Annotated in this window: 25 protein-coding genes; 17 read left to right on the top strand and 8 right to left on the bottom strand. The window is 64.1% G+C overall.

All coding sequences use genetic code 11. From position 1 onward, the window contains the following. Window positions 1-6: 6 nt before the first annotated feature. Together ACP7DW_RS06770 and ACP7DW_RS06765 are read left to right on the top strand one after the other, a co-directional pair. Window positions 7-1,425, top strand: a complete 1,419-nt coding sequence (locus ACP7DW_RS06770) for a mannose-1-phosphate guanylyltransferase/mannose-6-phosphate isomerase (protein ID WP_426054809.1) — start codon at window positions 7-9, stop codon at window positions 1,423-1,425. 76 nt (window positions 1,426-1,501) lie between these two features. After that, window positions 1,502-2,527 (top strand): TIGR03790 family protein, encoded by a 1,026-nt coding sequence (locus ACP7DW_RS06765; protein WP_426085148.1) that lies wholly within the window; start codon window positions 1,502-1,504, stop codon window positions 2,525-2,527. Window positions 2,528-2,533: 6 nt separating this feature from the next. Here ACP7DW_RS06765 and ACP7DW_RS06760 read toward each other — a convergent pair whose 3' ends face one another. Further along, window positions 2,534-3,292, bottom strand: a complete 759-nt coding sequence (locus tag ACP7DW_RS06760) for a PEP-CTERM sorting domain-containing protein (protein WP_426054811.1) — start codon at window positions 3,290-3,292, stop codon at window positions 2,534-2,536. A 384-nt stretch (window positions 3,293-3,676) separates the two neighbouring features. Between ACP7DW_RS06760 and ACP7DW_RS06755 the strand changes: the two genes are divergently transcribed. Both ACP7DW_RS06755 and ACP7DW_RS06750 read left to right on the top strand, forming a co-directional pair. Next, complete coding sequence (locus ACP7DW_RS06755) at window positions 3,677-6,700, top strand: ExeM/NucH family extracellular endonuclease (protein ID WP_426054812.1); 3,024 nt, start codon at window positions 3,677-3,679, stop codon at window positions 6,698-6,700. Window positions 6,701-6,710: 10 nt separating this feature from the next. Next, window positions 6,711-7,349 carry an NF038129 family PEP-CTERM protein gene (locus ACP7DW_RS06750; protein ID WP_426054813.1) on the top strand — a complete coding sequence of 213 codons (639 nt, stop codon included), beginning with the start codon at window positions 6,711-6,713 and terminating at the stop codon, window positions 7,347-7,349. A 34-nt stretch (window positions 7,350-7,383) separates the two neighbouring features. Here ACP7DW_RS06750 and ACP7DW_RS06745 read toward each other — a convergent pair whose 3' ends face one another. The 3 genes from ACP7DW_RS06745 to ACP7DW_RS06735 form a co-directional block, all read right to left on the bottom strand. Continuing rightward, window positions 7,384-7,797, bottom strand: coding sequence for a protease inhibitor I9 family protein (locus ACP7DW_RS06745; RefSeq protein WP_426054814.1), 414 nt, complete (start codon window positions 7,795-7,797; stop codon window positions 7,384-7,386). A 75-nt stretch (window positions 7,798-7,872) separates the two neighbouring features. Further along, window positions 7,873-11,025, bottom strand: coding sequence for a S8 family peptidase (locus tag ACP7DW_RS06740; RefSeq protein WP_426054815.1), 3,153 nt, complete (start codon window positions 11,023-11,025; stop codon window positions 7,873-7,875). 42 nt (window positions 11,026-11,067) lie between these two features. After that, a complete protein-coding gene (locus ACP7DW_RS06735) occupies window positions 11,068-11,826 on the bottom strand; it encodes an NF038120 family PEP-CTERM protein (protein ID WP_426054816.1) in 759 nt (252 codons plus the stop codon). Between the two features lie 463 nt (window positions 11,827-12,289). Here ACP7DW_RS06735 and gspG point away from each other — a divergent pair, with 463 nt between their 5' ends. From gspG to ACP7DW_RS06675, 12 genes are all read left to right on the top strand, one after another. Beyond that, window positions 12,290-12,733, top strand: a complete 444-nt coding sequence (gene gspG / locus ACP7DW_RS06730; protein WP_426054817.1) for a type II secretion system major pseudopilin GspG — start codon at window positions 12,290-12,292, stop codon at window positions 12,731-12,733. Window positions 12,734-12,769: 36 nt separating this feature from the next. After that, window positions 12,770-13,975, top strand: coding sequence for a type II secretion system F family protein (locus tag ACP7DW_RS06725; RefSeq protein WP_426054818.1), 1,206 nt, complete (start codon window positions 12,770-12,772; stop codon window positions 13,973-13,975). Further along, complete coding sequence (locus tag ACP7DW_RS06720; protein ID WP_426054856.1) at window positions 13,975-15,669, top strand: GspE/PulE family protein; 1,695 nt, start codon at window positions 13,975-13,977, stop codon at window positions 15,667-15,669. The genes ACP7DW_RS06725 and ACP7DW_RS06720 overlap by 1 nt, the downstream gene beginning before the upstream one ends. Continuing rightward, on the top strand, window positions 15,662-16,486 hold the full coding sequence (locus ACP7DW_RS06715; RefSeq protein WP_426054819.1) for a hypothetical protein: 825 nt from the start codon (window positions 15,662-15,664) through the stop codon (window positions 16,484-16,486). The genes ACP7DW_RS06720 and ACP7DW_RS06715 overlap by 8 nt, the downstream gene beginning before the upstream one ends. Beyond that, window positions 16,483-17,031, top strand: coding sequence for a hypothetical protein (locus tag ACP7DW_RS06710; RefSeq protein WP_426054820.1), 549 nt, complete (start codon window positions 16,483-16,485; stop codon window positions 17,029-17,031). Before ACP7DW_RS06715 ends, ACP7DW_RS06710 begins: the two co-directional genes overlap by 4 nt. Beyond that, on the top strand, window positions 17,028-17,591 hold the full coding sequence (locus tag ACP7DW_RS06705; protein WP_426054821.1) for a hypothetical protein: 564 nt from the start codon (window positions 17,028-17,030) through the stop codon (window positions 17,589-17,591). Before ACP7DW_RS06710 ends, ACP7DW_RS06705 begins: the two co-directional genes overlap by 4 nt. After that, window positions 17,588-18,109, top strand: a complete 522-nt coding sequence (locus ACP7DW_RS06700; RefSeq protein WP_426054822.1) for a hypothetical protein — start codon at window positions 17,588-17,590, stop codon at window positions 18,107-18,109. Before ACP7DW_RS06705 ends, ACP7DW_RS06700 begins: the two co-directional genes overlap by 4 nt. After that, window positions 18,109-20,118 (top strand): secretin N-terminal domain-containing protein, encoded by a 2,010-nt coding sequence (locus tag ACP7DW_RS06695; RefSeq protein WP_426054857.1) that lies wholly within the window; start codon window positions 18,109-18,111, stop codon window positions 20,116-20,118. The genes ACP7DW_RS06700 and ACP7DW_RS06695 overlap by 1 nt, the downstream gene beginning before the upstream one ends. After that, the gene (locus tag ACP7DW_RS06690; protein WP_426054823.1) at window positions 20,115-20,597 is read left to right on the top strand and encodes a type II secretion system protein; all 483 of its coding nucleotides are present in this window, start codon (window positions 20,115-20,117) and stop codon (window positions 20,595-20,597) included. The genes ACP7DW_RS06695 and ACP7DW_RS06690 overlap by 4 nt, the downstream gene beginning before the upstream one ends. 3 nt (window positions 20,598-20,600) lie before the next feature. Continuing rightward, a complete protein-coding gene (locus ACP7DW_RS06685) occupies window positions 20,601-20,993 on the top strand; it encodes a type II secretion system protein (RefSeq protein WP_426054824.1) in 393 nt (130 codons plus the stop codon). Between the two features lie 5 nt (window positions 20,994-20,998). Beyond that, entirely contained in the window at window positions 20,999-21,673 is a 675-nt protein-coding gene (locus ACP7DW_RS06680) for a type II secretion system protein (protein WP_426054825.1), read from the top strand. A 226-nt stretch (window positions 21,674-21,899) separates the two neighbouring features. Then, window positions 21,900-22,382 (top strand): FxDxF family PEP-CTERM protein, encoded by a 483-nt coding sequence (locus ACP7DW_RS06675; RefSeq protein ID WP_426054826.1) that lies wholly within the window; start codon window positions 21,900-21,902, stop codon window positions 22,380-22,382. Window positions 22,383-22,438: 56 nt separating this feature from the next. Here ACP7DW_RS06675 and ACP7DW_RS06670 read toward each other — a convergent pair whose 3' ends face one another. Beyond that, on the bottom strand, window positions 22,439-23,407 hold the full coding sequence (locus ACP7DW_RS06670; RefSeq protein WP_426054827.1) for an IS1595 family transposase: 969 nt from the start codon (window positions 23,405-23,407) through the stop codon (window positions 22,439-22,441). Between the two features lie 165 nt (window positions 23,408-23,572). Then, the gene (murJ, locus tag ACP7DW_RS06665; protein WP_426054828.1) at window positions 23,573-25,120 is read right to left on the bottom strand and encodes a murein biosynthesis integral membrane protein MurJ; all 1,548 of its coding nucleotides are present in this window, start codon (window positions 25,118-25,120) and stop codon (window positions 23,573-23,575) included. Window positions 25,121-25,428: 308 nt separating this feature from the next. On the opposite strand from murJ, the gene rpsT reads away from it, so the two are divergent. After that, a complete protein-coding gene (rpsT, locus tag ACP7DW_RS06660) occupies window positions 25,429-25,695 on the top strand; it encodes a 30S ribosomal protein S20 (RefSeq protein WP_010395935.1) in 267 nt (88 codons plus the stop codon). A gap of 175 nt (window positions 25,696-25,870) precedes the next feature. Here the strand turns inward: rpsT and ACP7DW_RS06655 are convergent, their stop codons facing one another. Beyond that, window positions 25,871-26,323: a DUF192 domain-containing protein gene (locus ACP7DW_RS06655; protein WP_426054829.1), complete on the bottom strand. Its 453-nt coding sequence runs from the start codon at window positions 26,321-26,323 to the stop codon at window positions 25,871-25,873. 131 nt (window positions 26,324-26,454) lie between these two features. Then, a complete protein-coding gene (locus tag ACP7DW_RS06650) occupies window positions 26,455-26,724 on the bottom strand; it encodes a hypothetical protein (protein ID WP_426054830.1) in 270 nt (89 codons plus the stop codon). Window positions 26,725-26,744: the final 20 nt, after the last annotated feature.

The raw sequence follows: 26,744 nt of genomic DNA, 5'->3' as shown, positions 1-26,744 counted from the left end.
TCCACCATGAAGATTTATCCCGTCATCCTGTCCGGCGGCGCCGGCAGCCGCCTCTGGCCCCTGTCGCGCGCAGCGCTGCCCAAGCAGCTGTTGCCGCTGGTATCAGACAAAACCATGCTGCAGGAAACGGCGCTGCGCCTGGCTGGCTGGCCGGAGATGATGGCACCGCTGCTGATCTGTGGCGACGAGCACCGTTTCCTGGTGGCCGAGCAGATGCGCGATATCGCCATCGCACCGCTGGCCATCATGCTCGAATCGGTGGGCCGCAACACGGCGCCGGCCGTCGCCGCCGCCGCCTGGTATTTGCAAGCGCTCGACCCGCAAGCCATCATGCTGGTGTTGCCTGCCGATCACGTCATTGAAGACCGGGCGGCCTTTCATGCGGCCATCGACAATGCGCTCCAGGCCGCCTCGCAAGGCGCGCTGGCCACCTTCGGCATCGTGCCGACGGCGCCGGAAACGGGATATGGCTACATCCGTCGTGGCGCCGCCATCGCGGGCAACGAAGCGTGCTACCAGATCGATCGTTTCGTGGAAAAACCCGATGCGCAGAGCGCGGCCGGTTTTGTCGCCAGTGGCGACTACTTCTGGAACAGCGGCATGTTTCTCTTCAGCGCCGCCAGCTATTTGCAGGAATTGACGCAATTCCAGCCAGCCATGGCCGATGCTACCGAAGCGGCAGTACGCCTGGCTTACCGCGACCTCGATTTCTGCCGACTGAGCGAGAAGGAGTTCGCCGCCTGTCCCGCCGACTCCATCGACTATGCCGTGATGGAACACACGAGCCGCGCCGTGGTCGTACCGGCCGATATCGGCTGGAGCGACGTGGGCTCCTGGTCCGCGCTGCACGAGGTCTTGCCGCGCGATGCAGCCGGCAATGCCGTGCGCGGCGATGTGTACCTGGACGACGTGAGCAATTCGCTGGTGCGCGCAGAAAGCCGCATCGTGGCGCTGATCGGCGTGCAGGATGTGGTCGTGGTGGAAACTTCGGACGCCGTGCTGGTGGTGCACAAGGACCAGGTGCAGCGCGTCAAGCAAGTGGTTTCCCATTTGCAAAGCACGGGCCGTACCGAGCATTTGCAGCACACCAAGGTGTATCGCCCATGGGGGTGCTACGAAGGCATCGATGTGGGCGACCGTTTCCAGGTCAAGCGCATTACGGTCAATCCTGGCGGCAAGCTGTCCCTGCAGATGCATCATCACCGCGCCGAACACTGGATCGTCGTCAGCGGCACGGCGCAGGTGACGTGCGGTGATGAAGTCAAATTGCTGAGTGAAAACCAGTCGACCTACATTCCTATCGGCATGACGCATCGCCTGGAAAATCCCGGCCGCCTGCCGCTGCACCTGATCGAAGTGCAGTCCGGCAGCTACCTGGGCGAAGACGATATCGTGCGCTACGAAGATGTCTACAAACGCGTCTAAGCGCACATGCAACGCCAGGGCGACGGTTCTGGCGTTCCGAGGTTTTCATCGACCAGCACAGGCCAGTCTCTCCGCTTTGAAATACCTGCTCTTACCCTTGCTCGCCAGCGCTCTGCTGCCGGCCGACGCCCGCGCCCAGTTTGTCGCCCCCGCCATGTCGCCGGCGCTATCGGCCGGGCAGCTGGCGCTGGTGGTCAACGACGATGAGCCCAATAGCGTGGCCATCGCCGACTATTATCGGCAGGCGCGCAATATACCGGCTGCCAATATCGTTCACGTGCGCATCGCCAATCGTCCGCATAAGCTCAGCGCCGTCGAGTTCGCCACTCTGAAAAAGCGGATCGACAGCCAGCTCAGCCCTGAAATCCAGGCCGTGCTGATGGTCTGGACGGCGCCGTACGCCGTCGAATGCAATTCCATCACTGCCGCCTACACCTTGGGCGTCGATGCGGGACTGTGTGCACGCAGCTGCGGCGCGGGCCAGCCCAGCCCCTATTTCAATGCCGCGCACGGCCTGCCGTATGCGCAATACAAGATGCGCCTGAGCATGCTGTTGCCCACCGAATCGGTGGCGCAGGCGCGCGAGCTGATCGATCGTGGCGTCAGCGCCGGTTTTCGCCTGCAGGAAGCGAATGCGTATTATTTGACGACCGGTGAAACGGCGCGCAACAGCCGTGCGCCGTTTTTTCCGCCGGCAGGACGTTTGCCGACAAAAAAACTGAACATCAAGCGCCTGCGTGCCGACGAGCTCGACGGCGCAACGGACATCATGGTCTACCAGACGGGCATGGCGCGCGTGGCCAAGCTCGACACGCTCAAGTTTGCACCGGGCGCGCTGGCCGATCATTTGACGTCGTATGGCGGCGACTTGTTGGGGACGGGGCAGATGAGCAGCTTGCGCTGGCTCGAGGCGGGCGCCACGGCCAGTTATGGTAGCGTTAGCGAACCGTGTAATTACTGGCAGAAGTTTCCGCAACCGACGGTGCTGCTGCAGCGCTATCTGTCCGGCGATACGGCGATCGAGGCTTACTGGAAGAGCGTGGCCTGGCCGGCGCAGGGCATCTTCATCGGCGAACCGTTGAGTACGCCATACCGACGCTGACAGACATTAGCTGCTGCGGCGGCGCAGCGCCAGGCTGACGAGGGCCAGTCCGGCCAGCAGCATGGCCCAGGTGGACGCTTCCGGGATGGCCGGGATATTCGGATCGACCGGCGTCACCACCGGTGGCGTGACGATGGGTGGCGTGACGACGGGCGTCTCTGGCGTCTCCACGCCCGCGACGGGCGGATTGCTGCCAAACACGCCAGGGTCGCCGGAAGCGCCGCCGGTGGCGCCGGGGCTGACGAAGCTGGCCGCTGCCAGGCGTTCGGTGCCGCCGGCATTCGCCGCAGGCCAGCCGACCCAGCCAGCCGGCGCGAATGGCTGCAACGTTGACGCCGCATTGAAACTGTCTGTGCCCGTGCTGGTCAAGGCGCCAGGGATGGAAGCGAGCGGACGGCTGCTCACGCTGGTGAACTCCAGTGCATCCGATGGCAAGCGTTTGACGCCGGTCTTGGCATCGTCGCTGGGCAGGCTGCGGTGGTAGGCGGCATCGTCACCGACGCTGCTGACCGGGCCGGGACCGACGCCATCATTCTTGAATTCATCGTAATTGATATCGCCATTGGACAGGCTGCACGGGCTGTTCACGCCTTCCATGCTGACGCCGGATGCGCCCTGGCCCTGCGCTTTCGTGTTTCCCTCTTGCATGGACTGCGCGCAATTCGGTTTTTTGCCAGGCGGCACGGCTTGCGGATTGACATAGTAACCAGCGTAGGTATTCGCCTGGGCCGGCAGCAGGGGCAGCAGCAGAGATCCTGCAAGCAACAGTGTTGAATATGAAGGGTAACTATTTTTTCTCATGATCAATCTTTCCTATCTCTGCTGTTTGCCGCCGGATGTTTATCTAGCGCAAACAGATGGTAGCATACTTGTACTCTACGCAATTTCCCATAGCTTATTTTTATTATCATTTCATACAATTATGCATACTTTTATGCAACAAAATATTGTGTGATAGTCCAGCTTGGCATTCCTGTACGTGCAAAGTGCATGCATTCCCGTCAACTTTTGTCATCAAGCTGTCACGCTTGAACATTACTATGAATTGATAGTAAAAAGACTATTTGATTGACCAATGTTATTGCCTGAAATTCAACGCCGCCTGCTTGTATTGGCAGGCGGAACTTTAAATTTCCACCAGGAATTTTTATGAAAAATAGTTACACTCCGGCTCGCCCTGCATTGCCCGGACTGTCCCTGCGCGCCGCGCCGTGGCGCCTGACCCTGATGGCCAGCTTGCTGTCGTCGCTGGGCATGCCGGCACTGGCCGCTTCCGATATCGTCATCAGCCAAGTGTATGGCGGTGGCGGCAATACGGGTGCGCTGTACCGCAACGATTTCATTGAATTGTTCAACCGTGGCGCCAGTCCCGTGAATCTGAGCAACTGGAGCGTGCAATACGGCGCCGCCGCCAATACGAGCTGGTCTGTGACGGCCTTGCCGGCTATCGATTTGCAACCTGGCCAGTATTTGCTGGTCCAGCAAGCCAAGGGCGCGGGCGGCACACAGGACTTGCCCACGCCTGATGCCGCGGGCAGTCTGAGCATGTCGGGCACGACGGGTAAAGTATTGCTGAGCAATAGCAAGACGGCCCAGGTGGGCGCCAGCCCCACGGGCGCGGCCGTCATCGACCTGGTCGGCTTCGGCACGGCCAACGGTTTTGAGGGCAATGTGGCGCCCGCGCCGTCGAATAGCGTGGCTATCTTGCGCGCGAATGGCGGCTGTGTTGACACGGACGACAACGGCGCCGACTTTGCCAGCGGCAGCGTAACGCCGCGCAATACGGCCTCGCCGCGCAATGCCTGTGGCGGCCCCGTGGTGCACCAGATCATCACCAGCTGCCCCGCCAGCCTGGCCTTGGCCGTGGGCAATGGCGGCAACGCCGTGCTGCGCGCTTCCGACGTCGATGGCGTCGTCCATGCCGCCATCGTGAGTTCGCCCGCCGTGGCCGGCATCAGCCTGGCTAACTTCAGCGCGGCCGGCGTGGCTGGCGAAAGCGCCAGCGTGAACCTGCTGGTGGCCGCTGGCGTGCCGGTGGGCAATTACCCCGTCATCGTCAGTTTCAGCAACGACCAGCAGCAGACAGCCTCGTGCAAGGTGGACGTGGCCGTGCAGGGCCTGGCCGCCATCAGCCACACGATCCCGCAAATCCAGGGCAGCGGCGCGGCCAGCCCCTACGCCAATTCCGTGCAGACTACCGAAGGCGTGGTGACGCTGAAAGTGGGCACCGGCTTCTTCATCCAGGACGCGGCCGGCGATGGCGACCCGTCGACCTCGGACGGCATCTTCGTCTACACGGGCAATACCGTTACCACGGTGCAGCCGGGCCAACTGGTGCGCGTGACGGGCACGGTGGTCGAATACACGCCGACGGGCGCGAAAAATTCCTACACGGAATTCAAGGATGTGACGGCCATCCTCACGCAAAGCGCGGGCCACGCCGTCGTGCCGACGAACGTGACCTTGCCGAACGAGAACCTGGCCGCGGTGGAAGGCATGCTGGTGCGCTTCACGCAGCCGTTGACCGTGTCGCAGAACGCCTACCTGGGCGCGCGCGGCGAATTGAGCCTGTCGGCCGGACGGCGCGAAGTGCCGACCAACCGCTACCCAGCCGTATCAAACGAGGCGCAAGCCTTGATCGCGGCCAATGCGCACAACCTGATCGTGCTCGATGATGGCATTTTCGTGACGCCGCCGACGATACCGTATATCGGCCAGGATGGCACCGTGCGCAGCGGCGATACGGTGGCCGACCTGACGGGCGTGGTCGACTTTGGCGCCATCGGCGGTGGCGGTGCCGCCTACAAACTGCAGCCGACGCAAGCGCCGCAGTTTTCGCGCGACAACCCGCGTGCGGCCAGCCCGGAATTGCCTGCTGGTAACGTCAAGGTGGCCAGCGCCAATGTGCTCAATTTCTTCACGACCTTTACGAATGGCAGCAACGTGTTTGGCCAGACGGGACAGGGCTGTACCCTGGGCACGTCGACAAGCAAGAGCAACTGCCGCGGTGCCGACAACCTGGCTGAGTTCGTGCGCCAGCGCGACAAGATCGTCGCCGAACTCAAAGCCATCGATGCCGACGTGGTGGGCCTGATGGAAATCCAGAACAATGGCGAGACGGCCGTCACCTACCTGGTCGAGCAACTGAATGCGGCCATCGGCGGCGTGAGCTATGCCGTGGTGCCGAAACCGGCCGCGACCGGCACGGATGCCATCCGCGTGGCGATGATCTACAAGCCGGCCAAGCTGGGCCTGGTGGGCGGCGCCTTGTCGGATGCCCATGCCATCAACAACCGTCCGCCGATGGCGCAAACCTTCCGCGCCGGCAATGGCGAGAAATTCTCGCTGATCGTCAATCACTTGAAATCGAAGGGCAGCTGCCCGTCGGGCGGGCCGGACGCGGACAACAACGATAGCCAGAGTTGCTGGAACGCCACGCGCGTGCAGCAGGCGCAGCGGCTGGTGGGCAGTTTCGTGCCGCAAGTGGCAGCCGCCGCTGGCGACGCGGACGTGCTGGTCATCGGCGACTTGAATTCCTATGGCGCGGAAGACCCGATCCAGGTCATCACGGGCGCCGGCTTCGTCAATGAACTCGAACGTTTCGTGCGCCCGTCCGGGATGCCGTATTCGTATGTGTTTGGCGGCCAGAGCGGCTACCTCGACCATGCGCTGGCCAGCGCCGCGCTGAGCCCGCAAGTGGCCGGTGTTGCCGAGTGGCATGTGAATGCCGACGAGCCGGAAGTGATCGACTACAACATCGATGCGGCCAAGCCGCAAGACTTGTACAACGCCTTGCCGTACCGCGCCTCGGACCACGACCCCGTCGTCGTCAGCCTGGATTTGCAGCCCGCCTACCGCGACATCACGGCCGCCGTGGCGCAGGCCAGCTCGGGCCTGGCGGTCAACCGCGTGACGCAGAAATACACGGGGACGTTTGCCTTCACCAATACGGGCACGAGCACGCTCAGCGGCCCGTTCCAGGTGGTGTTTGGCGGCTTGCCGGCTGGCGTGACCCTGGCCAACGCCACGGGCAGCCATGCGGGCGCCGCGTATGTCAGCGTCAACGCGGCCAGCCTGGCGCCGGGTGCGACGGCTTCGTTTGCCGTCAGCTTCAGCAATCCGTCGAAAGTGACGATCCACTACTCGGCCAGCATCTTCGCCGGCAACTTCTAAGGACATCACCATGTTTGCAACGACACTCAACCGTACCTTGCGCCGCGCGGTGCTGGCCGCCTTGCTCGCTGGCAGTTCCAGCCTGGCGCTGGCCGACCCGCTCGCTTACCGCGTGGAAATCGACACGAGCCAGTTTTCCGGCGCCGGCTTCCTCGACTTTGCCTTTATCGCCGGCAACCGCCCCGCGCCGGGCGCCAGTGCCGTGCTCAGCAACTTCTCGGGCGCGTTTGGCGCGCTGGCGTCGCAGGAAGGCAATGTCAGCGGCAGCGTGCCGGGCACCTTGACCTTCGGCAATAGCGGCGCCTACAACGACTGGTTTCACAACGTGACCCTGGGCGGCAAGTTCGCCTTCAACGTGGCCTTTGGCGGCGACTTTCTGAACACGGCCGGCAACGCGGGCACGACGTTTGGCGTGGGCTTGCTCGACTACACCGGCATGGCTTACCTGGGCAATGCGAATGGCAACCTGGTGCAGTTCGAACTGACGCCGCTCAACGGCGGCTTGCCCGCCAGCATCGCCGGCAGCACCTATGCCAGCATCGCGTCGATCTCGGCCGTGCCGGAAGCATCGGAATGGATGATGCTGACGGGGGGCCTGGCGCTGATCGGCTTTGCCCTGCGCCGTCGCCAGCCTGTCACCCGCGCGTAGTCTTTCCAGAATGGACCCAGCGCCTGCTCGGCCATTAGCGCTGGTCCTGCGGCCTGGCCTGCCTCTTTTCATTGCCATCTTGCATGTGTTCGATGCTGCCGGGCGATACCCGCACCACGTCCGGGCTCGCCTGCAGGCGCGTCACTTCGGCGGGTGTCAGCATGGCGGCAAAGCCGTTGAAAGTCACCGTGTAGCGGTATTGCACGGAGGCATCGGGTACCAGCGCCAGCACTGCGCGCTGCTGCGCTTCCAACTGGGCCGTGTAGCGCCGCGCGGCGTCGCTGTGCGTATCGAGTCCATGCACGCCATCCGCTTGTGAGGCCAGCGGCGGGGCGCGCAATTGCACCAGATAGGACAGCCGCGCCGCAGCGGCCTGCGCCGCGACAGGCAGTGCATGGATGCTGGCCATGCCGGCCAGGATGGCAATGCTGAGGCGAAATGGGGACATGCGCCGATTGTACGCGCGTCGCGCAAAAAAAACGCGCCCCGCAGGGCGCGCCGTGTACTGCCGGGAGCGATACCGTTACAGCTTGGCGTCCGCTCTCACGTTGCGCTGGCTGGGGACGGCCAGCGGCAGCGGGTTGTTGGTCTCCACCGACAGCACGGTGGTGGACGCTGCCGCGTTGTTGCCATCAAGGAATACGACACCGCCCAGGTAGCGTTTGCCCGTTTCCAGCCCAGACCAGCTGACGCCAGCCGTGGCGCTGCCGCCCACATACACCTTGGTGGGCAGGGTGGCTTTCAGGTTGCCGCCCTTGTCGGCTGTCGTGACGACGGCCGACGACAGGCCGAAGCTTGTCGACACGCCATTTGCCACTTCATAGCCGATCGCGCACACCTTGTAGCTGCCTGCCGCCGGGGTGGTGACGGTGATGGCCTCGTTCGAGCCGGCCGAGGCCGAGGTGGCGACGGTCGCGCCGGCGCTGTTGAGCAGCAGCAGGTCAAGGTCGTTGCCCGTGCCTTCGGTCGTGTCGCGGTCGAAGATTTCGAAGCGCGCCACGACCGTGCTGGCGGGAATGCTGACATTGACGACGCGCACGCCGCTGCCGCCCGCCTTGCACGCGGCAGCCATCTGCTCCAGCGTGTCGACGCTGCCCTGTGCGGCCTGGCTGATGGTGTGCTCGCTGCGCGCCACTTCCTTCAGGCCGCCCGTCGCCGCGCCGACCTTGCCGGCAAAGCCGGTGGACAGGGTCAGCGAACGCAAGCCGCTGACCTTGTCGGCCCGCAGCAATGCCGGCGATTGCACCGCGCGGCCCGAGCGGGCCGTAACGGGGCTGCGCACCGTGTGCACGCCGTCGCTCCACACGAGGGCGCCATACTGCCAGGCATTGTCCGGCGCCGTGGTGCGCGTCAGGGTCACGGTGAAGGACTTGGTTTCGCCGGGCGCGAGCGCCAGGCTGGCGGGCGCCACCGCCACGCTGTAGCCGCTGACCGAGGCGCTTGCCGTGTAGGTGGCGTTGCCGCTGCCCACGTTGGTGACGCGGCGCGTCACCGATTGCGTGCCCAGCACGTTACCGATGGTGATCGACGGCATGTTCAGGTTGTAGCCGGCCAGGGTACCGCCCGCGCATTCGGCCGTCATGCCGACGCCGCACATGTATTTCTTGTAGTCGGCCAGGCTGGCGTCATACACGAGGCCGGGATCGGTCGCCTTGTTCGGCGTCACGTGGCCAGCGCCCTGGCCCCATGGCAGGATGCCGCGCGCATCGCCCGCCTGAACGTCGGGCAAGGTGGCGCTGCCGGTCGTCATCAGGGCCGATTTGATGGCGGCGGGGCTCCAGCCCGGATGCTGCTGGCGCAGCAGGGCGGCCAGGCCGGCCACGTGCGGGCTGGCCATCGAGGTGCCTTGCAGGAAGATGTAGGCTTGCGCCGGCACCAGGTTGCCATCTTGCACGGCGTCGCGCTGGGCGCGCGACAGGGCGGGTGTGCCGCCGGCCAGGATGTCCACGCCAGGCGCGGTGACGTCCGGCTTGAGCAGGTTGGCGTCGTACAGGTTCGGGCCGCGCGACGAGAAGTCGGCCACCACGGGGGCGGCAGGGCCGTTGCCGTTGGTGACGAAGCGTGAAATGGCGGCCGTGGCCGCGCCCGTTTGCGCCTGGGCGTTGATCAGCGCGCCGTCGGCGGCGCTCACATGCACGGCGGGCAGCACGTGCGGGTCGGACACCAGGCCGATGCCCGTGTCGACCAGCACCATGCCGGCGCCACCGGCTTCCAGCACGGCGATACCCTTGTCGGTGCGCGCCGTGGTGCCGCGCAGGCAGCTGACGACCTTGCCTGCAACCTTGGCCGGATCCAGCAGGGCCACGCCGCCGTTGTCGCCGGCGCGGTAGCACAGGGCCAGTTTTTGCGCATCGGCGCCGGGCAAGCCCGCGTCTTGCGCGCGGATCAGGGTGGTGGCTGGCAGCGGGTTGTAGTTGAGCGAGGCACCCGTGTACTTGGCACCATTGCCCAAGGTCACGGTGGCCTGGTTGGCGCGGTTGTGCGTCGAGGCGGCCACCGTGGTGATCCATGGGCTGACGTGGGCCACGGTATTGGCCGGACCCGCATTGCCGGCCGAAGCGGCAACGAAGACGCCGGCATTCGACGCATGCAGGAAGGCTTGCTCGACGGGATCGTTGACGGTGCCGCCACCGCTGATGGAGTAGTTGATCACGTGGACGCCATCCTGCACGGCTTTTTCGATCGCCGCCACGCTGTCGCCGCCGTAGCAGCCGTTCTTCGCGCCGGTCGGCTGGGTGGCCAGGTTGTACGACCAGCACACCTTGTAGACGGACAGGCGGGCGCGCGGCGCCACGCCGGAAATGGCGCCCAGCGGCGTGCCGTTCACGGTGACGGGCACGCCCGCATTGCCGCCCGCGGTGGACGAGGTATGCGTGCCGTGGCCGCCTTCGCCATTCGGGTCGCCGATGGAATCGCGCGGCGAGGTGAATTCGCTCCAGTGCTGGATCTTGTCCGTCTCGGTCAGGCGTACGGCGTTGAAGTATTGCGCGCCGAGCAGCTTGTTGTTGCAGTGATCTGGCGTAAAGCCTTCGCCGGTCTGGCAGCTGCCTTTCCAGGCGGCCGGCGCGGCGCCGTATGCCAGGGCGGCGTTCGGGTCGAAGGTCGGGCTGCCGTTGGCGTCGACCCTGTCCGCATACGACAGGTTTTCCGGCCACACGCCGCCATCGACGATACCGATGATGATGTTTTCGCCCGCATGCTGCTTGCCGCCCAGCTGGCTCCACAGGCCGCCCGGCTGATCCAGGCCCAGGAAGGTGGGCGTGTAGTTCGTTTGCAGGGCGCGCGGTTCGTCGGGGGCGATGTTGGCCACGTCGCTGCTCGCTTGCAGCTGGCGCACTTCGGCGTCGGTCAGCAGGGCGGAAAAACCGTTGAGGACGATCTTGTACTGGTATTGCACAGGGGCGGCGGCGACCAGGGCTTGTACCCGGGCCTGTTTCTGTTCAAGGTAGTCGCCGTACAGCTGCACTTGCGTGCTTGCCAGGTCGAGGCGGCTGCCGGCGGCAGGCTGGGTGGCATCCAGGCCATCGACCGAACCGGTGTAGGAAGCGATCGGTTTATCGGTCAGCTGCACGATGTAGGGGCGGCGCAGGTCGTCGGCGTGGGCCTGCAAGCTGAGGCTGGCAAACAGGCTCAGCACGGCGAGCGAAATGGGACGCAAGGTGGGGCGGAATATCATGTAGGGTTTCCTGGTGACGGTAGCGGAAATCGAAAGGGAAGATCAGGCTTGCTGGCGGCGGCGCGCCGCGAAACCGATGCCTGCCAGGCCCAGCAGCATCATCGCGTAGGTCGATGGCTCCGGTACCGAGGCGACGATATTGTCGAGCGCAAACTGGCCCTTGTTGGTGCTGAAGGCGTTGCAATTGCCGGCCGTGTTGCACGTGAAGCCGAAGAAGGCCAGCGAGGCGAATTGCTGGCTGCCAAAGCTGGCGCTGGTGTTGTAGCGCTGGAACTGGAAGTTGCCACCGATGGGGCCGCCCAGCTGGTAGGTTTCATAAATGGACGAGCCGTTGGCGTAAAAGCCTTGCACGCGCAGCAGGCCGGCCACCGCCGGATAGGTGACGCCCTGGGCGTAGCCGATGAAGCTGGCGTCGAAACCTTGCAGGCTGACGCTGCCGCCCGTCTTCAGCGGATCGAGGTAGACGATGCCGTCGTTGAGCGATGCATAGTAATTGCTCGTATTGTTGGTCGGGCACGCCATGCCGCAGGCGGCCGGGTCCGTGCCGTCGAACACGGCGCCGACCAGGTCGCCATAGCTGGCGCCGGTGGCATTCGAGGCACCCGTCAGCAGGAATTTGCCGAATTCCAGGGCATCGCCGTGGCCGACGAACTGGCTATCGATGTTGTCAAAGTTGATCACGTCCGCCATGGCGGCGGGAGTCCAGGCAGCGGACAGGGCCAGGATGGCGGCGCCGGTCAAGCGCTTGGCGGAGTAGGGACTTGCTGCGGAAGCTGCCTTCGAATGCACGATACGAGTCATGAATTTTCCCTTGATGATTATGTCGGATGCAATATGTTTTGCGTCTTGGAGGCTCTTTCCCGCGCGGCCGGATAAGACCAATGCGCAGAAAATTGATTTTTACTATAGCAAAATAGGCAATTCCATTGTTCGATATTCTTTCAAATTTAATTTGAAAGTTACAAATAATGAATGAATAAAGTTCACGTAATACTATGATTTGAATACCGATAGTTACAGGTTTCCTACGCGAAAATAGTTGATTCCTGACACGTGCGCGAAGAGTGCAAGCGCCTACCGTCCCTTTATTGCGCCAGATCGTTTCCTCGGCGATTTGTTGTTCACAGTGCAAAGAAAAGATTGTATGAACTATAACCGGCATGGTAGGCTGATAAGCATCAGGCAAGCGCGTGTCGCCCGTGCGTGGCCATCCGTTGCGCGCGGCGACGCAATGTATTGAAGGTAGGCAATAAGGAGTGACCGGATGCATGCAGCACACAGGCAGAACCTTGCGGCAACGCGCCATGCGCGCGGCTTTACCTTGCTCGAATTGCTGGTCGTCATCGTCATCATCGGCTTGCTGGCGGCGTATGTCGGCCCCAAGTATTTTGCCCAGCTGGGCAAATCGGAAGTGACGGTGGCCAAGGCGCAGATCGAGGCGTTTGAAAAATCGCTCGATACCTACCGCCTCGACGTGGGGCGCTATCCCACCACGGAAGAAGGCCTGGGCGCGCTGCTGGTCGCGCCGCCGGCCGCCGGCACGCGCTGGAATGGACCGTACCTGAAAAAGGCCGTGCCGCTCGATCCCTGGGGCCATGCCTATCAATACCGCGCACCGGGTAGCAAGGGCGAGTACGACATCGTCTCGATGGGCAAGGATGGCCAGCCCGGCGGCAGCGGCGAGAACGCCGACATCAGCGCGCAATAGCGCCAGCATCATTCTTTTTCCTACGGACAAGCCATCATGCAGTTCGAAGTACGCGCGCTTTCCACGGACCAGGCCGTCGCTACCTTGCACACCTGCGTGATTGACGCGCGCGACGAAGCGGACGCGCGCCGCCAGGCCGAGGCGCGCGGCCTGTTTGTCAGCGCCATCCGTCCGCTGCGGGCCACGCCGTTCAGCGCGGCCGGACGCCAGCGCGCGCGGGCCTTGCCCCTGTTGCTGTTCAGCCAGGAATTGCTGGCGCTATTGAATGCGGGCCTGGGCATCGTCGAAGCGCTGGAAGCCTTGCTGGAAAAGGAGGCGTCGCCGGCCACGCGCAGCGTGCTCACGCGCCTGCTGGAAGGCTTGCGCGAAGGCAAGCGTTTTTCCGCCGTGCTGGCGGAGCAGACCGAACTGTTTCCCCCCTTGTACATCGGCATCGTCAAGGCGGCCGAAGGCACCAGCGACTTGCCGCGCGCCTTGTCGCGCTACATCGACTACCAGCAGCGCATCGATACGGTGCGCGGCAAGATCGTCAGCGCCGCCATTTATCCGGCCATCCTGCTGGCCGTGGGCGGCGGCGTCAGCGCCTTCCTGATCAGCTATGTGGTGCCGCGCTTCGCCGAGGTCTACCAGGGCGCCGGGCGCAACCTGCCGTGGATGTCGCAAGTCATGCTCAGCTGGGGCCAGTTCGTCACCGAACACGGCGTGCTGCTGTTGCTCGGGCTGCTGATCACCGGCAGTGTCGTGTTCACGGCCGTGCGGCGCGTGCTGCGCCATGGCGGCGTGGCGCGCCTGCTGGCGAAGTTGCCCGGCATCGGCGAGCGCGTACGCATCTATGAACTGTCGCGCCTGTACCTGACCCTGGGCATGCTGGCAGAAGGCGGCATCACCATCGTGCAGGCAATTTCCACCGTGCAGGCGATGGTCTCGCCGCGCATGCAGGCGTCCCTGCAGGGCGCGCGCGGCGCCATTGAGGCGGGCCAGCCCCTGTCCTCGGCCTTCGAGCAGCATCAACTGACGACGCCCATTTCCCTGCGCATGCTGCGCGTGGGCGAGCGCACGGGCGACATGGGGCCCATGCTGACGCAGTCGGCGGCCTTTTACGACGGTGAAATCAGCCGCTGGATCGACCGCTTCACGCGCACCTTCGAACCCTTGCTGATGGCCGCCATCGGCCTGATCGTGGGCGCCATCGTGATCCTGCTGTACATGCCCATCTTTGACCTTGCCGGCGATATTTCATGATGCACACTGATTCTGCGTCCACCGTGACCATCGACGCTGCGCTGCTGCAGCGCGCGCGCGCCCTGTGCCGGCAATCGAAGCGCAGCCTGGTCGAAGAATTGCAGCAACTGAGCGGCATCGAGGCGCGCGCCGTGGTGCACGAACTGGCGCGCCCGTTCGGCCTGGCCGTGCTGGAAACGGTCGACATGCTGGCGTTGTCTCCCGCCTTCGACCTGCTGCCCCTGTCGCAGGCGCTGGCGCGCCAAAGCGTGCTGCTGCGCGCCGCCGATGGCCAGCTGCTGGGCGTGATCGCCGACCCGTTCGACCTCGACCTGCAAACCTGGCTGGGCGCGCGCGCGGGACAGGCCAGCCTGACTGTGCGCCTGGCACTGCAGGCCGACATCGGCGCCTACCTGTCGAAGCAGGAAGAGTCGGCGCGCGCCGTCGACAGCCTGCTGCCCGGCGCCGCCACCGACGCGCGGCGCGATGGCAAGACGGCGGCCGTGCTGTCGTTCGCCAGCGTGTCGGAAGCGGCCAGCCCCGCCGTCAAGCTGGTCAACTCGACCTTATATGACGCGCTGAAGGCCGGCGCCTCGGACATCCACCTGGAAAGCACGGCCGGCGGCCTGGCCGTCAAGTACCGCGTCGACGGCGTGCTCGATCACGCCACGGCCGTCAACGGCATCGAAGTGGCCGAGCACATCATCTCGCGCCTGAAAGTGCTGGCCGAACTCGATATCGCCGAGCGCCGCGTGCCGCAGGACGGCAGCTTCCGCGTCGAATCGGGCGGGCGCGAAATCGATTTGCGCGTCTCCATCATGCCCAGCATCCATGGCGAGGACGCCGTCATCCGCATCCTCGACAAGCGCGCCATGATCGAGGCATATGGCGCCCTGACGCTCGAAGCGCTGGGCTTTGACGCCCCATCGCTGGAAGCGTTGCGCGCGCTGGCGCAGGAAGCCTACGGCATGTTGCTCGTCACCGGTCCCACGGGGTCGGGCAAGACCACGACCCTGTACGCGGCGCTGACGGAAATCCATAACGGGCGCGAAAAGATCATCACCATCGAAGACCCCGTCGAATACCAGCTGCCCGGCATTTTGCAGATACCCGTGAATGAAAAGAAGGGGCTGACCTTTGCCAAGGGCCTGCGCTCGATCCTGCGCCACGACCCCGACAAAATCATGGTGGGCGAGATCCGCGACCGCGAGACGGCGGAAATCGCCGTGCAGTCGGCCCTCACGGGCCATCTGGTGCTCACCACCGTGCATGCGAATAATGTGTTCGACGTGTTCGGCCGTTTTACCCACATGGGCATCGACCCGTATGCGTTCGTCTCGGCCCTGAACGGCATCTGGGCGCAGCGGCTGATCCGCACCAATTGCCCCCACTGCGCCACGCCGTATACGCCGGACGATGGTGAGCTGGCCAGCGTGGGCCTCGCGCGCGCCGACGTTGATGCATATCAATTCAAGCAAGGCAAGGGCTGTGGCGACTGCCGCGGCACCGGCTACAAGGGGCGCCGCTCGATCGCCGAAATTCTCGTGCTGACCGATGAAATCCGAGAACTCATCGTCGATAAAAAGCCGATCCGCCAGATCAAGGCGGCCGCGTATGCGAATGGCACGCGCAGCCTGCGCCTGGCGGCGCTGGAACTGGTCAAGCGGGGCGCCACCACCATCACGGAAATCAAGAGGGTCACCCTGCATGCGTAGAGCTTTTGGAATGGGTTTGCGCCTGGGCGTGGCGGTGGGCCACATGAGCCTGTGGCGCAGCAGCCGCTGGCGCGCCCCCGCCTGGACCTTGCTGGGCGAAGCGGCGTATGTGCCGGACGCCGGTCTGGGCCTGCATGGCGACTTTGCCGCTCTGGGCCAGGCGCTGGAACAGATGCTGCCGGCGGGGCAATACGCGCGCTGGCCCTTGTCCGTGGTGCTCGACGATGCGTTGGCGCGCCTGTGGCAGGTGGACATGCCGCAGGGCGCCGCACGCCTGGCCGACATCGAGGCGGCCGCCGCGCTGCGTTTCCAGTCGCTGTATGGCGATCCTCCCGGCCTGTGGCAAAGCTGCCATGCCTGGGACGCGCGCGCGCCTTTTTTCTGCGCCGTGCCGCGCGCGCTGCTGGCGCAACTGACGCGCGTGGCCCTGGAGCGCAAGCTGGCATTGATTTTCATCACGCCGCAATTTGCGCGCCACTGGAACCGCTGGCACGGCGCGCTGAAACCGGGCGCCTGGTTTGGCCAGTTGCAGGAGAACACCTTGACCCTGGGCGTGCGTCACGATGGCCGCCTGCGCGCCGTGCGCGCGCTGCCCGTGCCCCTGGACGCGGGCCATGGCTGGCTGGAGCAGACGCTGATGCGCGAAGCGCTGCTGCAAGGCGTGCCCACACCGGCGCTGCTGCAGCTGTGCGGCGCGCCGCCAGCGAACTGGCTGGCGCCGGCGCAAGCGTTCCAGTGCCAGCTCTTTGCCACGCCGGACGGGGAAGGCGCATGCTCGCCAGCTGGCCGGCTGGCGCGCAGCGGAGGCGTGGCATGACGCGCCTCGATATCGATTTCGCGCCGCCAAACTGGCGCCGCAGCCTGCACCGCGTGCCCGCATGGGCATGGATCACGGGGGCGCTGGGCGTGGCGCTGAGCGTCACGGCGGCGTGGGCTGGCTGCGCCGCGCTGCAGCGCCAGCAGGCAAGCGAGGCACGCTGGCATCTGGCGCAGCAGCGCGTGATGGCCGCCACGCGGGGATCGGCGCCGGCACCGCAAGTGCTGATCGCGCCGGCGCAGGCGGCAGCCGTGAATGCGGCCATCCTGCAATTGAATCTGCCGTGGCGCGACCTGCAGGATGCGCTGGCCAGCGCCACGCCGCCCGCCATCGCGCTGCTGGCGCTGGAACCGGATGCGCGCAAGCGCGTGCTGAAGATCACGGCCGAAACCACCAGTAGCGACGCCATGGTGGCGTATGTGGCGCAATTGAAGCAGCAGGAATTGTTCGGCACCCGTGTGCAGCTGCTGCGTCATGAAATCAACGCGCTCGATCCGAACAAACCCTTGCGCTTCCAGTTGGAAGCACGCTGGGGGGCGCCATGATGGCCATCGACCTCGCGATACTGCGCCTGCGCGCGCAACTGCTGCTGCGCCGCCTGGGTGCGCCCGCCTGTATCGCCGTGGCCTTGCTGGTGCTGGGCATGGCCGCCTGGGCCTGGGCCTGGCAGCAGCGCGCCGTGGCCGCGCAGCTGGAAGCGCGTCCATTGCCGGCGGCCTCGCTGGTCGCAGTGGCTGCGGTACCGGTGGCGACATCGGGTGAGAATCTGGCGCGCTTCCATGCGACGCTGGGCCAGCAGCGCCACGTCGAGCAGCAAGTCAAGCTGCTGTTCGACCTGGCCGCGAAAAACGGCTTGCAGCTGGCGCAGGGCGAGTACAAGAGCGGTTACGACAAGGCCAGCAGGGTCGCCACGTACCAGGTGACTTTGCCGCTGAAGGGCAGTTATGCGGCCGTGTGGCAGTTCGCGCTGCAGGCGCTGCGCGCCATGCCGTTCGCCTCGCTCGATGAACTGAGTTTTCGCCGCGAGCAGATCGCCGACACGCAGCTCGAAGCGCGTTTGCGCCTGACCTTTTATTTGGCTGACAGCGCGGGAGAAGCACCATGACGCCGCGCCATTACCTGCTGCTGGCCGGCGTCTTGGGCGCGGGCGCCTTGCTGCTGTTTGGCGAGCGCAAGCCCGTCTCCGAGGTGGCCGAGGCGGTCGAGCGGGCCGTGGCGCCCGCGCGCCAGCGCGCTGCCAGGTCGCCAGCCGAGCCACCGGTCATCCTGGCGCTACTGCCGCGCAGCGAAGTGGCGGGCGAGGACGGCGACACCTTTGGCGGCGCCGATGGCGTCTTCCAGAGCCAGAACTGGACTCCACCGCCGCCGAAAATGGCGGTGGCCGCCGCGCCGCCGCCACCACCGCCGATGGCGCCGCCGCTGCCCTTCGTCTACCTGGGCAAGGTGGCCGCCGACGGCGCCTGGGAAGTGTTTTTGTCGCGCGCCGACAAGACGTATATCGTGCGCGCCAATACCGTCATCGATGGCGCCTACAAGGTGGTGGCCATCGCGCCGCCCGTCATGACGCTCACTTATCTGCCGTTGAACCAGGTTCAGCAGCTCAACATTGGAGTATTCGAGTGATGTCTCGTTCCTTTTCATCGGCGCTGCTGCTGGTGCTGCTGTCCGGCTGCGCCGGGCAGCAGGCCTACCGCGACGGGCGCGAGCTGATCGCGCAAAACCAGGTGCCTGCCGGCTTGCAAAAGCTGCAGGAAGCGCTGCAGCAGGACCCCGGCAACGCGCAATACCGCAGCGCGTACCTGCAGGCGCGCGAACGGGCCACCAGCACCGGCCTGCAGCAGGCCGAGCGCCAGGCGCAAACGGGGCAGGGCGAGCTGGCGCGCGCGGGCTTTCTGGGCGTGCTGGACATCGATGCGCAGAACGAGCGCGCCAACAGCGGCTTGCGCGCGCTAGAGCGCGAACAGCGCCAGGGAAAATTGCTGGCCGATGCACGCACGGCGTTCGATGCCAAACAATACGACCCGGCGCGCCAGCGCCTGAACGCCATCCTGACGGAGCAGCCAGGTCACGCCGGCGCGCGCGCGCTGCTGCGCGAAGTCGATGAAAAGACGGCGCCACCTATCGTCGAATCGGGCCTGGCCAAATCGTACAAGCAGCCGATCAGCATCGAGTTCCGCGATGCGCCATTAAAACAGGTGTTCGAACTGATTGCGCGCCGCTCGGGCCTCAATTTCGTCTTCGACAAGGACGTCAAGGCGGACGCGAAAACCTCGATCTTCCTGAAGAACAGCACGGTGGAATCGGCCATCTACTTCCTGCTGGTGACGAACCAGCTGGAGCAGCAGGTGATGGATGCGAACACCATCCTGATTTACCCGAACGTGGCGGCCAAGCTGAAGGAATACCAGGAAGTGCTGGTGAAAACCTTCTTCCTGGCGAACGCGGATGCCAAACAGGTAGCCAACACGCTCAAGACCATTTTGAAGACGCGCGACGTGGTGGCCGATGAAAAACTCAACCTCGTCATCGTGCGCGACACGCCCGAGGCGATCCGCCTGGCCGAGCGCCTGATCGCGCTGCAGGACGTGCCCGAGGCGGAAGTGGTGCTGGAACTGGAAATCCTCGAAGTCAAGCGCAGCCGCCTGCTGGAACTGGGCGTGGCCTGGCCGACGAGCCTGACCCTGACGCCGCTCTCCACCTCGGGAGGCACGGGGCTGACCATCAGCGACCTGAATAATCTGAACCAGCGCAGCATCGGCGTGAGCGACCTGTCCGTGACGGCCAACATCAACAAGAAGGACGGCGACGCCAACATCCTGGCCAATCCGCGCATCCGCGTGCGCAACCGCGAAAAGGCGAAGTTCGTCATCGGCGACAGGGTGCCCGTGGTGACCACCACCATTTCACCGGGCACGGGCGGCTTCGCTTCCGAATCCGTCAGCTACCTGGACGTGGGCCTGACGGTGAACGCCGAACCGACCATCTACCTGAATAACGAGGTGGGCATCCGCATTTCGCTCGAAGTGAGCAACCTGGGCGCGGCCACCGTCACCCGGAGCGGCTCGACCCTGTACCAGATCGGCACGCGCCAGGCCTCGACCATGCTGCAATTGAAGGATGGCGAAAACCAGGTGCTGGCGGGCCTGATCAACAATGAAGAGCGCAGCTCGGGCAACAAGGTGCCGGGCCTGGGCGATATTCCCGTGCTGGGGCGGCTGTTCGGCAGCAGCAAGGATGACAGCCAGAAGACCGAGATCGTGCTGTCGATCACGCCGCACCTGGTGCGCACGGTACAGCGTCCGGAAGCGAAGGAATCGGAATTCTCGGCCGGCACGGAAGGCAGCTTTCGCCGCCGTCCCGACATGGCGGCCAAGGCAGCCACGCAGATGCCGGGTACGGTGATCGTGCGTTCCGGCGCGTCGGCCGTCGGCATGCAGGCGGCGCCGCCGCAGCCGTTGATGGTGCCGGGCCAGGTGCCATCGACCTTGCCGCAGAGCGTGCCCGCGCCGGAAGTGGCGCCGTCGCCCGAGCCGGCCGCGGCGCCTTTGCCGATATCTGCCGGCCAGCCCGTGCCGTTGCAGGCGGCGCCCTTGCCGTTCTCGTCGAGCCAGCCGGTGCCGGTTGCCAAATGAGACCGGGGCGCGGACACGGCGGTTTTACGCTGATCGAGCTGCTGGTGACCCTGGCCATCCTGGGTGTGCTGGCCACGCTGGTGGTGCCCGTCACGCAGGTGGCCATGCAGCGGCGCCAGGAGCAGGAACTGCGGCGCGCCTTGCGCGATATCCGCCAGGCTCTGGATGCCTACAAGCGCGCCGGCGACGAAGGGCGCATCGTGCGTGCCACGGACGCCAGCGGCTACCCGAAAATCCTGGAAGTGCTGGTCGAGGGCGTGCCGGATCAGCGCAACCCGAAGCGCAGCAAGATGTACTTCCTGCGCCGCGTGCCGCGCGACCCGTTCAATGCCGATGCCAGCCTCAGCGATGCGCAGACGTGGGGCCGGCGCAGCTACGCCAGCGAGGCGACCGAGCCGCGCGAGGGGGACGACGTCTACGATGTGTATTGCACGTCCAGCAAGACTGGCCTGAACAATGTGCCTTACCGCGTATGGTGAACCATGGCTGCCGATAACCATGCTGCGCGCGCGCGCGGCTTTACCCTGATCGAATTGCTGGTGGTGCTCGGTATCGTGGCGCTGCTGCTGACCCTGGCCGTGCCGCGCTATTTTCCCAGCCTGGACAAGGCCAAGGAAACCGTGCTGGCGGATAACTTGCGCAATCTGCGCATCACCATCGACCAGTACCACGGCGATACGGGCCGCTATCCCGATACCCTGGAGCAACTGGTGGAGAAGAAATACCTGCGCGCCATGCCCATCGACCCCATCACGGAGAGCGAAGCGACATGGCTGATCGTGGCGCCGCCCGACGATACGCCGGGCAAGGTGTATGACGTCAAGAGCGGCGCGCCTGGCAAGGACCGCAACGGCACGCCGTTTGCCGACTGGTAGCTGCGATGCATGCTCGTGCGCACCGCCAGCGCGGCTTCACCTACCTTGGGCTGATCATCCTGGTGGCCATTCTGGGCTTGGTGGGCGCGGCCGGCCTGAAGATGGGTTCCCTGCTGCAGCGCCAGGCGGCCGAGCAGGAGCTGCTCGACATCGGTGCGCAGTTTTCCGATGCCCTGCGCAGTTATGCTGCCGCCACGCCGCCGGGGCAGCCGCAACAGCCGCCGACGCTTTCCGCCTTGCTGCGCGACCCCCGCGTGCCGCAGCTGCGCCGCCATCTGCGCAAGCTGTATGTCGACCCCATCACGGGGCGTGCCGAATGGGGCTTGCTGTACCAGCCAGGCAGCAATGGCATCATCGGCGTGCATAGCCTGTCGCCGGCCGCAGCGTTGAAAGTAGGAAACTTCGAGGCCCGGTTTGCCGGTTTCGACGGCAAGGCGCGGCTGTCGGAATGGCATTTCATGGTCGACGCACAAGCGCTCCAGCCGGCGGCGCAGGCTGGGGAAGCCGGCCTGGCAAATGCATCGGCCGCACTTTCGCCAGGCGGCGCCGCCGCACCGCCGCCATCGTTATTTCCCCAACCTATTTCTGCCCAGCAAGAAGACGTGCCGCCAGAAGCGCCCCAGCTTCTGGCTCCGGCCGAGCTGCCAGGCGACGCAGCGGCAGTGCCAGTGCCCCGCTAGCGGGCGGCTGGCAGCGGGACGATGCGTGCGGAACTATTTACCTATGGAAAGTGCTCGATGCAGGCAAATAGTTCACTCTGTAAATGGTTATCTCGGATGAAACTTCGATAAAATAATTACAACTAATTAAATGCATTTATGCTACTATCTTGTTCAGTACTTTCAGTACTAAAACTATTGGTGGCCTGCGCTTCGCAGCCATAAATGACTATCTAAGGGATAAACTATGAAATTGAAATTTATCGCTGCCGGCATTCTGGCTGCGGCGTCGTTCAGTGCTTCTGCAGGTGATCAAGTCATCAGTGTTAATGCTGATGGCAGCGCGCATGCCTTCAGCGCCGTCATCGGCGATGGCATCCTGTCGGGCGGCCTCGATGAAATCTTCCTCAACGGCTTGGGTGCTGGCAAGTACAACATCGGCTTGTCGATTACCGGCCAGCAACTTTCGTTTGATGCGCTGACATCGAATTTGAACGGCAAGCTGGGTGAATCATTATCGATTGGCAGCCTGCGCTTCTTTGGCGTGGAATACACCGGTGTCGGTCCGTTCAAGCTGCAACTGTACGGTAACGCCTTGGCTGGCGGCAATTACTCGGGGACGTACAGCGTCAGCGCCGTGCCTGAACCAGCAACCTATGGCATGCTGCTGGGCGGCCTGGGCCTGTTGGGCTTCATGGCGCGTCGCCGTGCCGCAAAAAAGGCAGCCTGATCACGCTGGCTTGTCGTATCGCCAAACCCGCCCGCCTTTCGGCGGGTTTTTTTTGGCTATGTCACCGTCAGATGTGGAAATGCTCCCAGGGTTGCCTTCAGTAATGTTTCTGGTGAACGGATGCGCCGGGCGTCAAGGATCCAGCGCCACCCCAGGTAATTCGGCAGGTAACGCGTTGCCACACCGTGAAAGGGCCGTAGCCATTCGCGCAAGCGGCTGTGATACGCATTGACGTTCTGCACATGCGCGGCGCCCCGCACGCGGATGCCGGCGCGCAAGTTGACGGCCTGATGGCTGATGCCCGCCTCCCTGGCGAAGGCCCGGTAGGCGGCATGGCCATCGGTCACCAGCAAAACATCCCTGTCGATGACGGGCAACAAACAATGGTGTAACTGCGCCTTCGTCAGCGCCCCTTTGCCCGTGACAAAATCTAGGGTTTGTCCCGTGCGGTCGCGCGCCACCAGGATGCAGACCTGCTCATTGGAAATGCCGCGTTGGCGCGCATGGCCGCCCCGGTGGCGGGCCGGACGCGTCATTCGCCTGGCTCCCTTTTCCGATTCCAGCAGATATAACTCGTCGGCCTCGGCGACGCCGTGCAGGCCATGCGGCCGGTCCGTCCTGGCGACCGTTAAAAAACGGTGGCGCCAGCGAAAGGTGGTGTTGCGGTGCACACCCAGCTGCTGAGCGGCTTGGCGCACCGAGGCGGAGTCGAGCAGACAATCGGCATACTCGATCCATAGCGCCTTGTGGCGCAAGCGGGCCAGCGGCGTGCCCGTCAAGGCATTGAAGGTACGCCCGCACGGCACGCAGCGGTAGCGCTGCAAGCCGTGCGCATGGCCATGCCGGTGCAGCTGAGGCGAGTGGCAGGCGGGACAGGCCAATCGCGGCTGCGCCACACTTTCCAGCAGCGCGACGGTCGCGTCGTGTGGGGCATTGCCACGCAGCAGGGCCATTCCAGCCTGCCGCTGGCGTCGGTTCAACTGCGCAAACTGGGCGATAAAGCTGATCCATTCGGCTGCCTGCATGATCTGCTCCCTGTCAGGTGAGTATGCAGAGTCAGACAGCACTGTCAAAGGAAGATTCCGGCATTTACCCTACTTACCGATGACAGAGCCTTTTTTTTCGCCCCGCCGCATTGCGCGGGCGTCCTGCCGATGGCAAGGCGCAGGCAGCGGGGCCTGCGCCGCGTGTCAGGCGCTGCGCTTGAAGTCGCGGAAGCGGAAGCCAACTAAAAACAAGGTGGCAAAGTACGCCACGCCACACAGGCTCACCAGCAGGGCCAGCGCGCCGGCCCGCAGCAGCGGATGGGCTTGCATGGCGATCCAGTCGATGCGCATGGCGCCAGCATACGCCACGCCGCCCATCACGATGAGTGCCGGCAACAGGCGCAGGAAGAACTTGGCCCAGCCCGGTTTCGGCTGGTAGATGCCGCGCTTGCGCAAGCCCCAGTAGAGAAAAGAGGCGTTCAGGCAGGCGCCCAGACCGATCGACAGCGCCAGGCCGGCCACGGCGATGTAGGGCACGAACAGCAGATTCATCAACTGCGTGGCGATCAGCACGCCGATGGCGATTTTCACGGGCGTGCGGATGTCCTGGCGCGCATAGAACGCGGGCGCCAGGGTTTTCACGAGGATGATGCCGATCAGGCCCAGGCTGTAGGCCACCAGCGGCTGCGTCGACATGGCCACCGATTCGGCCGTGAACTTGCCGTAGTGAAATAATGTCGCGATCAGCGGCGTGGCCAGGGTCGCCATGCCGACGGCGGCGGGCAGGGCCAGCAAGAAAGTCAGGCGCAAGCCCCAGTCCAGCAGGGCCGAGTATTCCGTCTTGTCGCCATCCACGTTTGCCTTTGACAGGCTGGGCAGCAAGATGGTGCCCAGGGCCACGCCCAGCATGGCTGTCGGGAACTCCATCAGGCGGTCCGCATACGACAGCCAGGAAATGCTGCCTTCGGCCAGGCGCGAGGCGATGCTGGTGTTGATCATCAGGCTGATCTGGGCTGCCGAGACGGCGAACACGGCCGGTCCCATTTTTTTCAGCACGCGGCGCACGCCGCCGTCGGACAGGCCGATGGCGGGATTGAGCGACAGGCGTGGCAGCATGCCGATCTTGATCAGCGCGGGAATCTGGAGGGCCACCTGCAGCAGGCCGCCGGCGAACACGGCAATGGCCATGGCGTAGATCGGCTGTTTCAGGTGCGGCGCGAGGAACAGCGAGGCGGCGATGAACGATAAATTGAGCAGCACCGGCGTGAAGGCGGGAATCTTGAATTCGCGCCAGGTATTCAGAATGCCGCCCGCCAGGGCCACGAAGGACATGCAAGTAATATAAGGGAACATCAGCCGCGTCATCCACACGGCCGCGTCAAAAGCGCCCGCGTCCTTGGTCAGGCCCGTGGCGATCGCATACACGAACCACGGCGCGCCGACGATGCCGATGGCGGACACGAGCAAAGTGGCCCAGACCAGAGTGGTGGCCACGTGGTCGGCCAGTTGCTTGCTCGCTTCCTGGCCATGCTGGTTCTTGTATTCCGACAAGATCGGTACGAAGGCTTGCGAGAACGCCCCTTCGGCAAACAAGCGGCGCAACAGGTTGGGGATGCGGAAGGCAACAATGAAGGCGTCCGTGTAGGCGCCGGCGCCAAAGGCGCGCGCGAACAGGCTTTCGCGCAATAATCCGGTTACACGGGACAGCATGGTCATGCTGGAGATGGCGGCGAGGGTTTTAAGCAAGTTCATGGGGGCAGATTATAGCCGGGCGCGCTACCGTTAAACGCTTAAAATATGGTAACAATTGCGGCCGATTCGCCGCCGATTCGCCCTTGCCAGGCCCATTTTCAGGTGTTTTTGGTGTCACACACGGTTTTTTGATTTGCCCCCGCTTGAAAATATCGCTATAATCGAAGGCTGTACAGAATTCTGTTACGCAGACACTAATGTTTGACAGGCACTGGTTTGGCACACATGGTTCGGCAGACGCACAGAACGCACCGGTTGGCAAACACTAATGTTTGCAAACGCACTTTGACCCTGTTTTAGGAAATTCCATGGCAAATACCGCACAAGCGCGCAAACGCGCTCGTCAAGCAGTTAAGCAAAACGCACACAATTCGTCCCAACGTTCGACCTTGCGCACGGCTATCAAAGCTGCTCGCAAAGCGATCCAGGGCGGCGACAAGGCAGCTGCTGCTGCAATCTTCCAAGCATCCGTGTCGACCATCGACCGTATCGCTGACAAGAAGATCATCCACAAAAACAAGGCAGCTCGCCATAAGAGCCGTCTGGCAGCTGCCTTGAAAGCACTGTCCGCTTAATATTCGCCAGCAGGCAAGCCACCACGGTGGCCTTGCCTGTGCCAGTACGCTGGCACTGGTTGAAAAGCAAAAACCCGCAGATTCGTTCTGGCGGGTTTTTTCGCGTTCTTTTTGGGCATTTTTTGTGCGGTTTTTGCGGCTGCGCCCGCCAGCGGCTGGCTGCGGCCGCGACTGCCTAGCGCGCTGCGGGCAAGTTGCCGATGTTCATGCCTGGCTTGATGTTTTTTTGCCTGAACCAGCCCAGGTTCATTTCCAGCGCATAGCGCACGGGCACGGTTTTGGTCGAGCAGTGGCTGTCGAGCGTATGCGCTTGCATGTCTTCGATGTTGACGATCTTGCCGCTGGCATCGATAAAGGCCACGGACAGGGGCAGCGGCGTGTTTTTCATCCACATGCATTGCGTGGACGCGGTGCCAAAGACGAACAGCATGCCTGCATTCGCCGGCATCTTGTCACGGTACATCAAGCCTTGTTCGCGTTGCTCTTCCGTAGCGGCCACTTCCGCCTGGATCAAGTGCATGCCGGCCGAGAGCTGCACGCTCTTGCCTTGCGGTGTTTGCGCTTGCGCAATGCTGGCACACGCCAGCAGGGCGATGGACAGGCTGAGACGGCGAAGGAAAGTTTTCATGGCGCGGGACGGTGGCTGCGAAGCGGCGATTAAGCCATGCTGGCGGCTGCCTGGTCAAGCATGTTGCCTGGCCGTACCGAAAGCGTGGGGTTACAGCAACATGGTCGCTGCCGTCACCCCGGGAACGACGCCTACTTCACCGGCTTGCCTGTTTCAGCGGCCGGCTGCTTCGTCTTGCGCGGCTGCGGAATCAGGCGCGGTGCATCGGTTGCGGCCGAGGCGTTGACCGAGGCCGCTGCCGGCTTGACGGCATCGGTGGCAGCCGAGGCATGGCTGGATGCCGATGCCGATGGCGGCTTGACGGCATCGGTCGCTGCGGAAGCGTGCACCTTGGCGCCCGATTGCGCCAGTGCGGCGCCGGCAAGCAGGGAGGCGACCAACATCAGTATTACTTTTGTCATCATCTTTCCTTTTCCGTCAT

It is taken from the genome of Janthinobacterium sp. PSRC1-1 (genome assembly GCF_049897525.1).
In the GTDB taxonomy this organism is placed as follows: domain Bacteria; phylum Pseudomonadota; class Gammaproteobacteria; order Burkholderiales; family Burkholderiaceae_D; genus Janthinobacterium; species Janthinobacterium tructae.
This window is presented reverse-complemented; position numbering and strand designations above follow the sequence as displayed.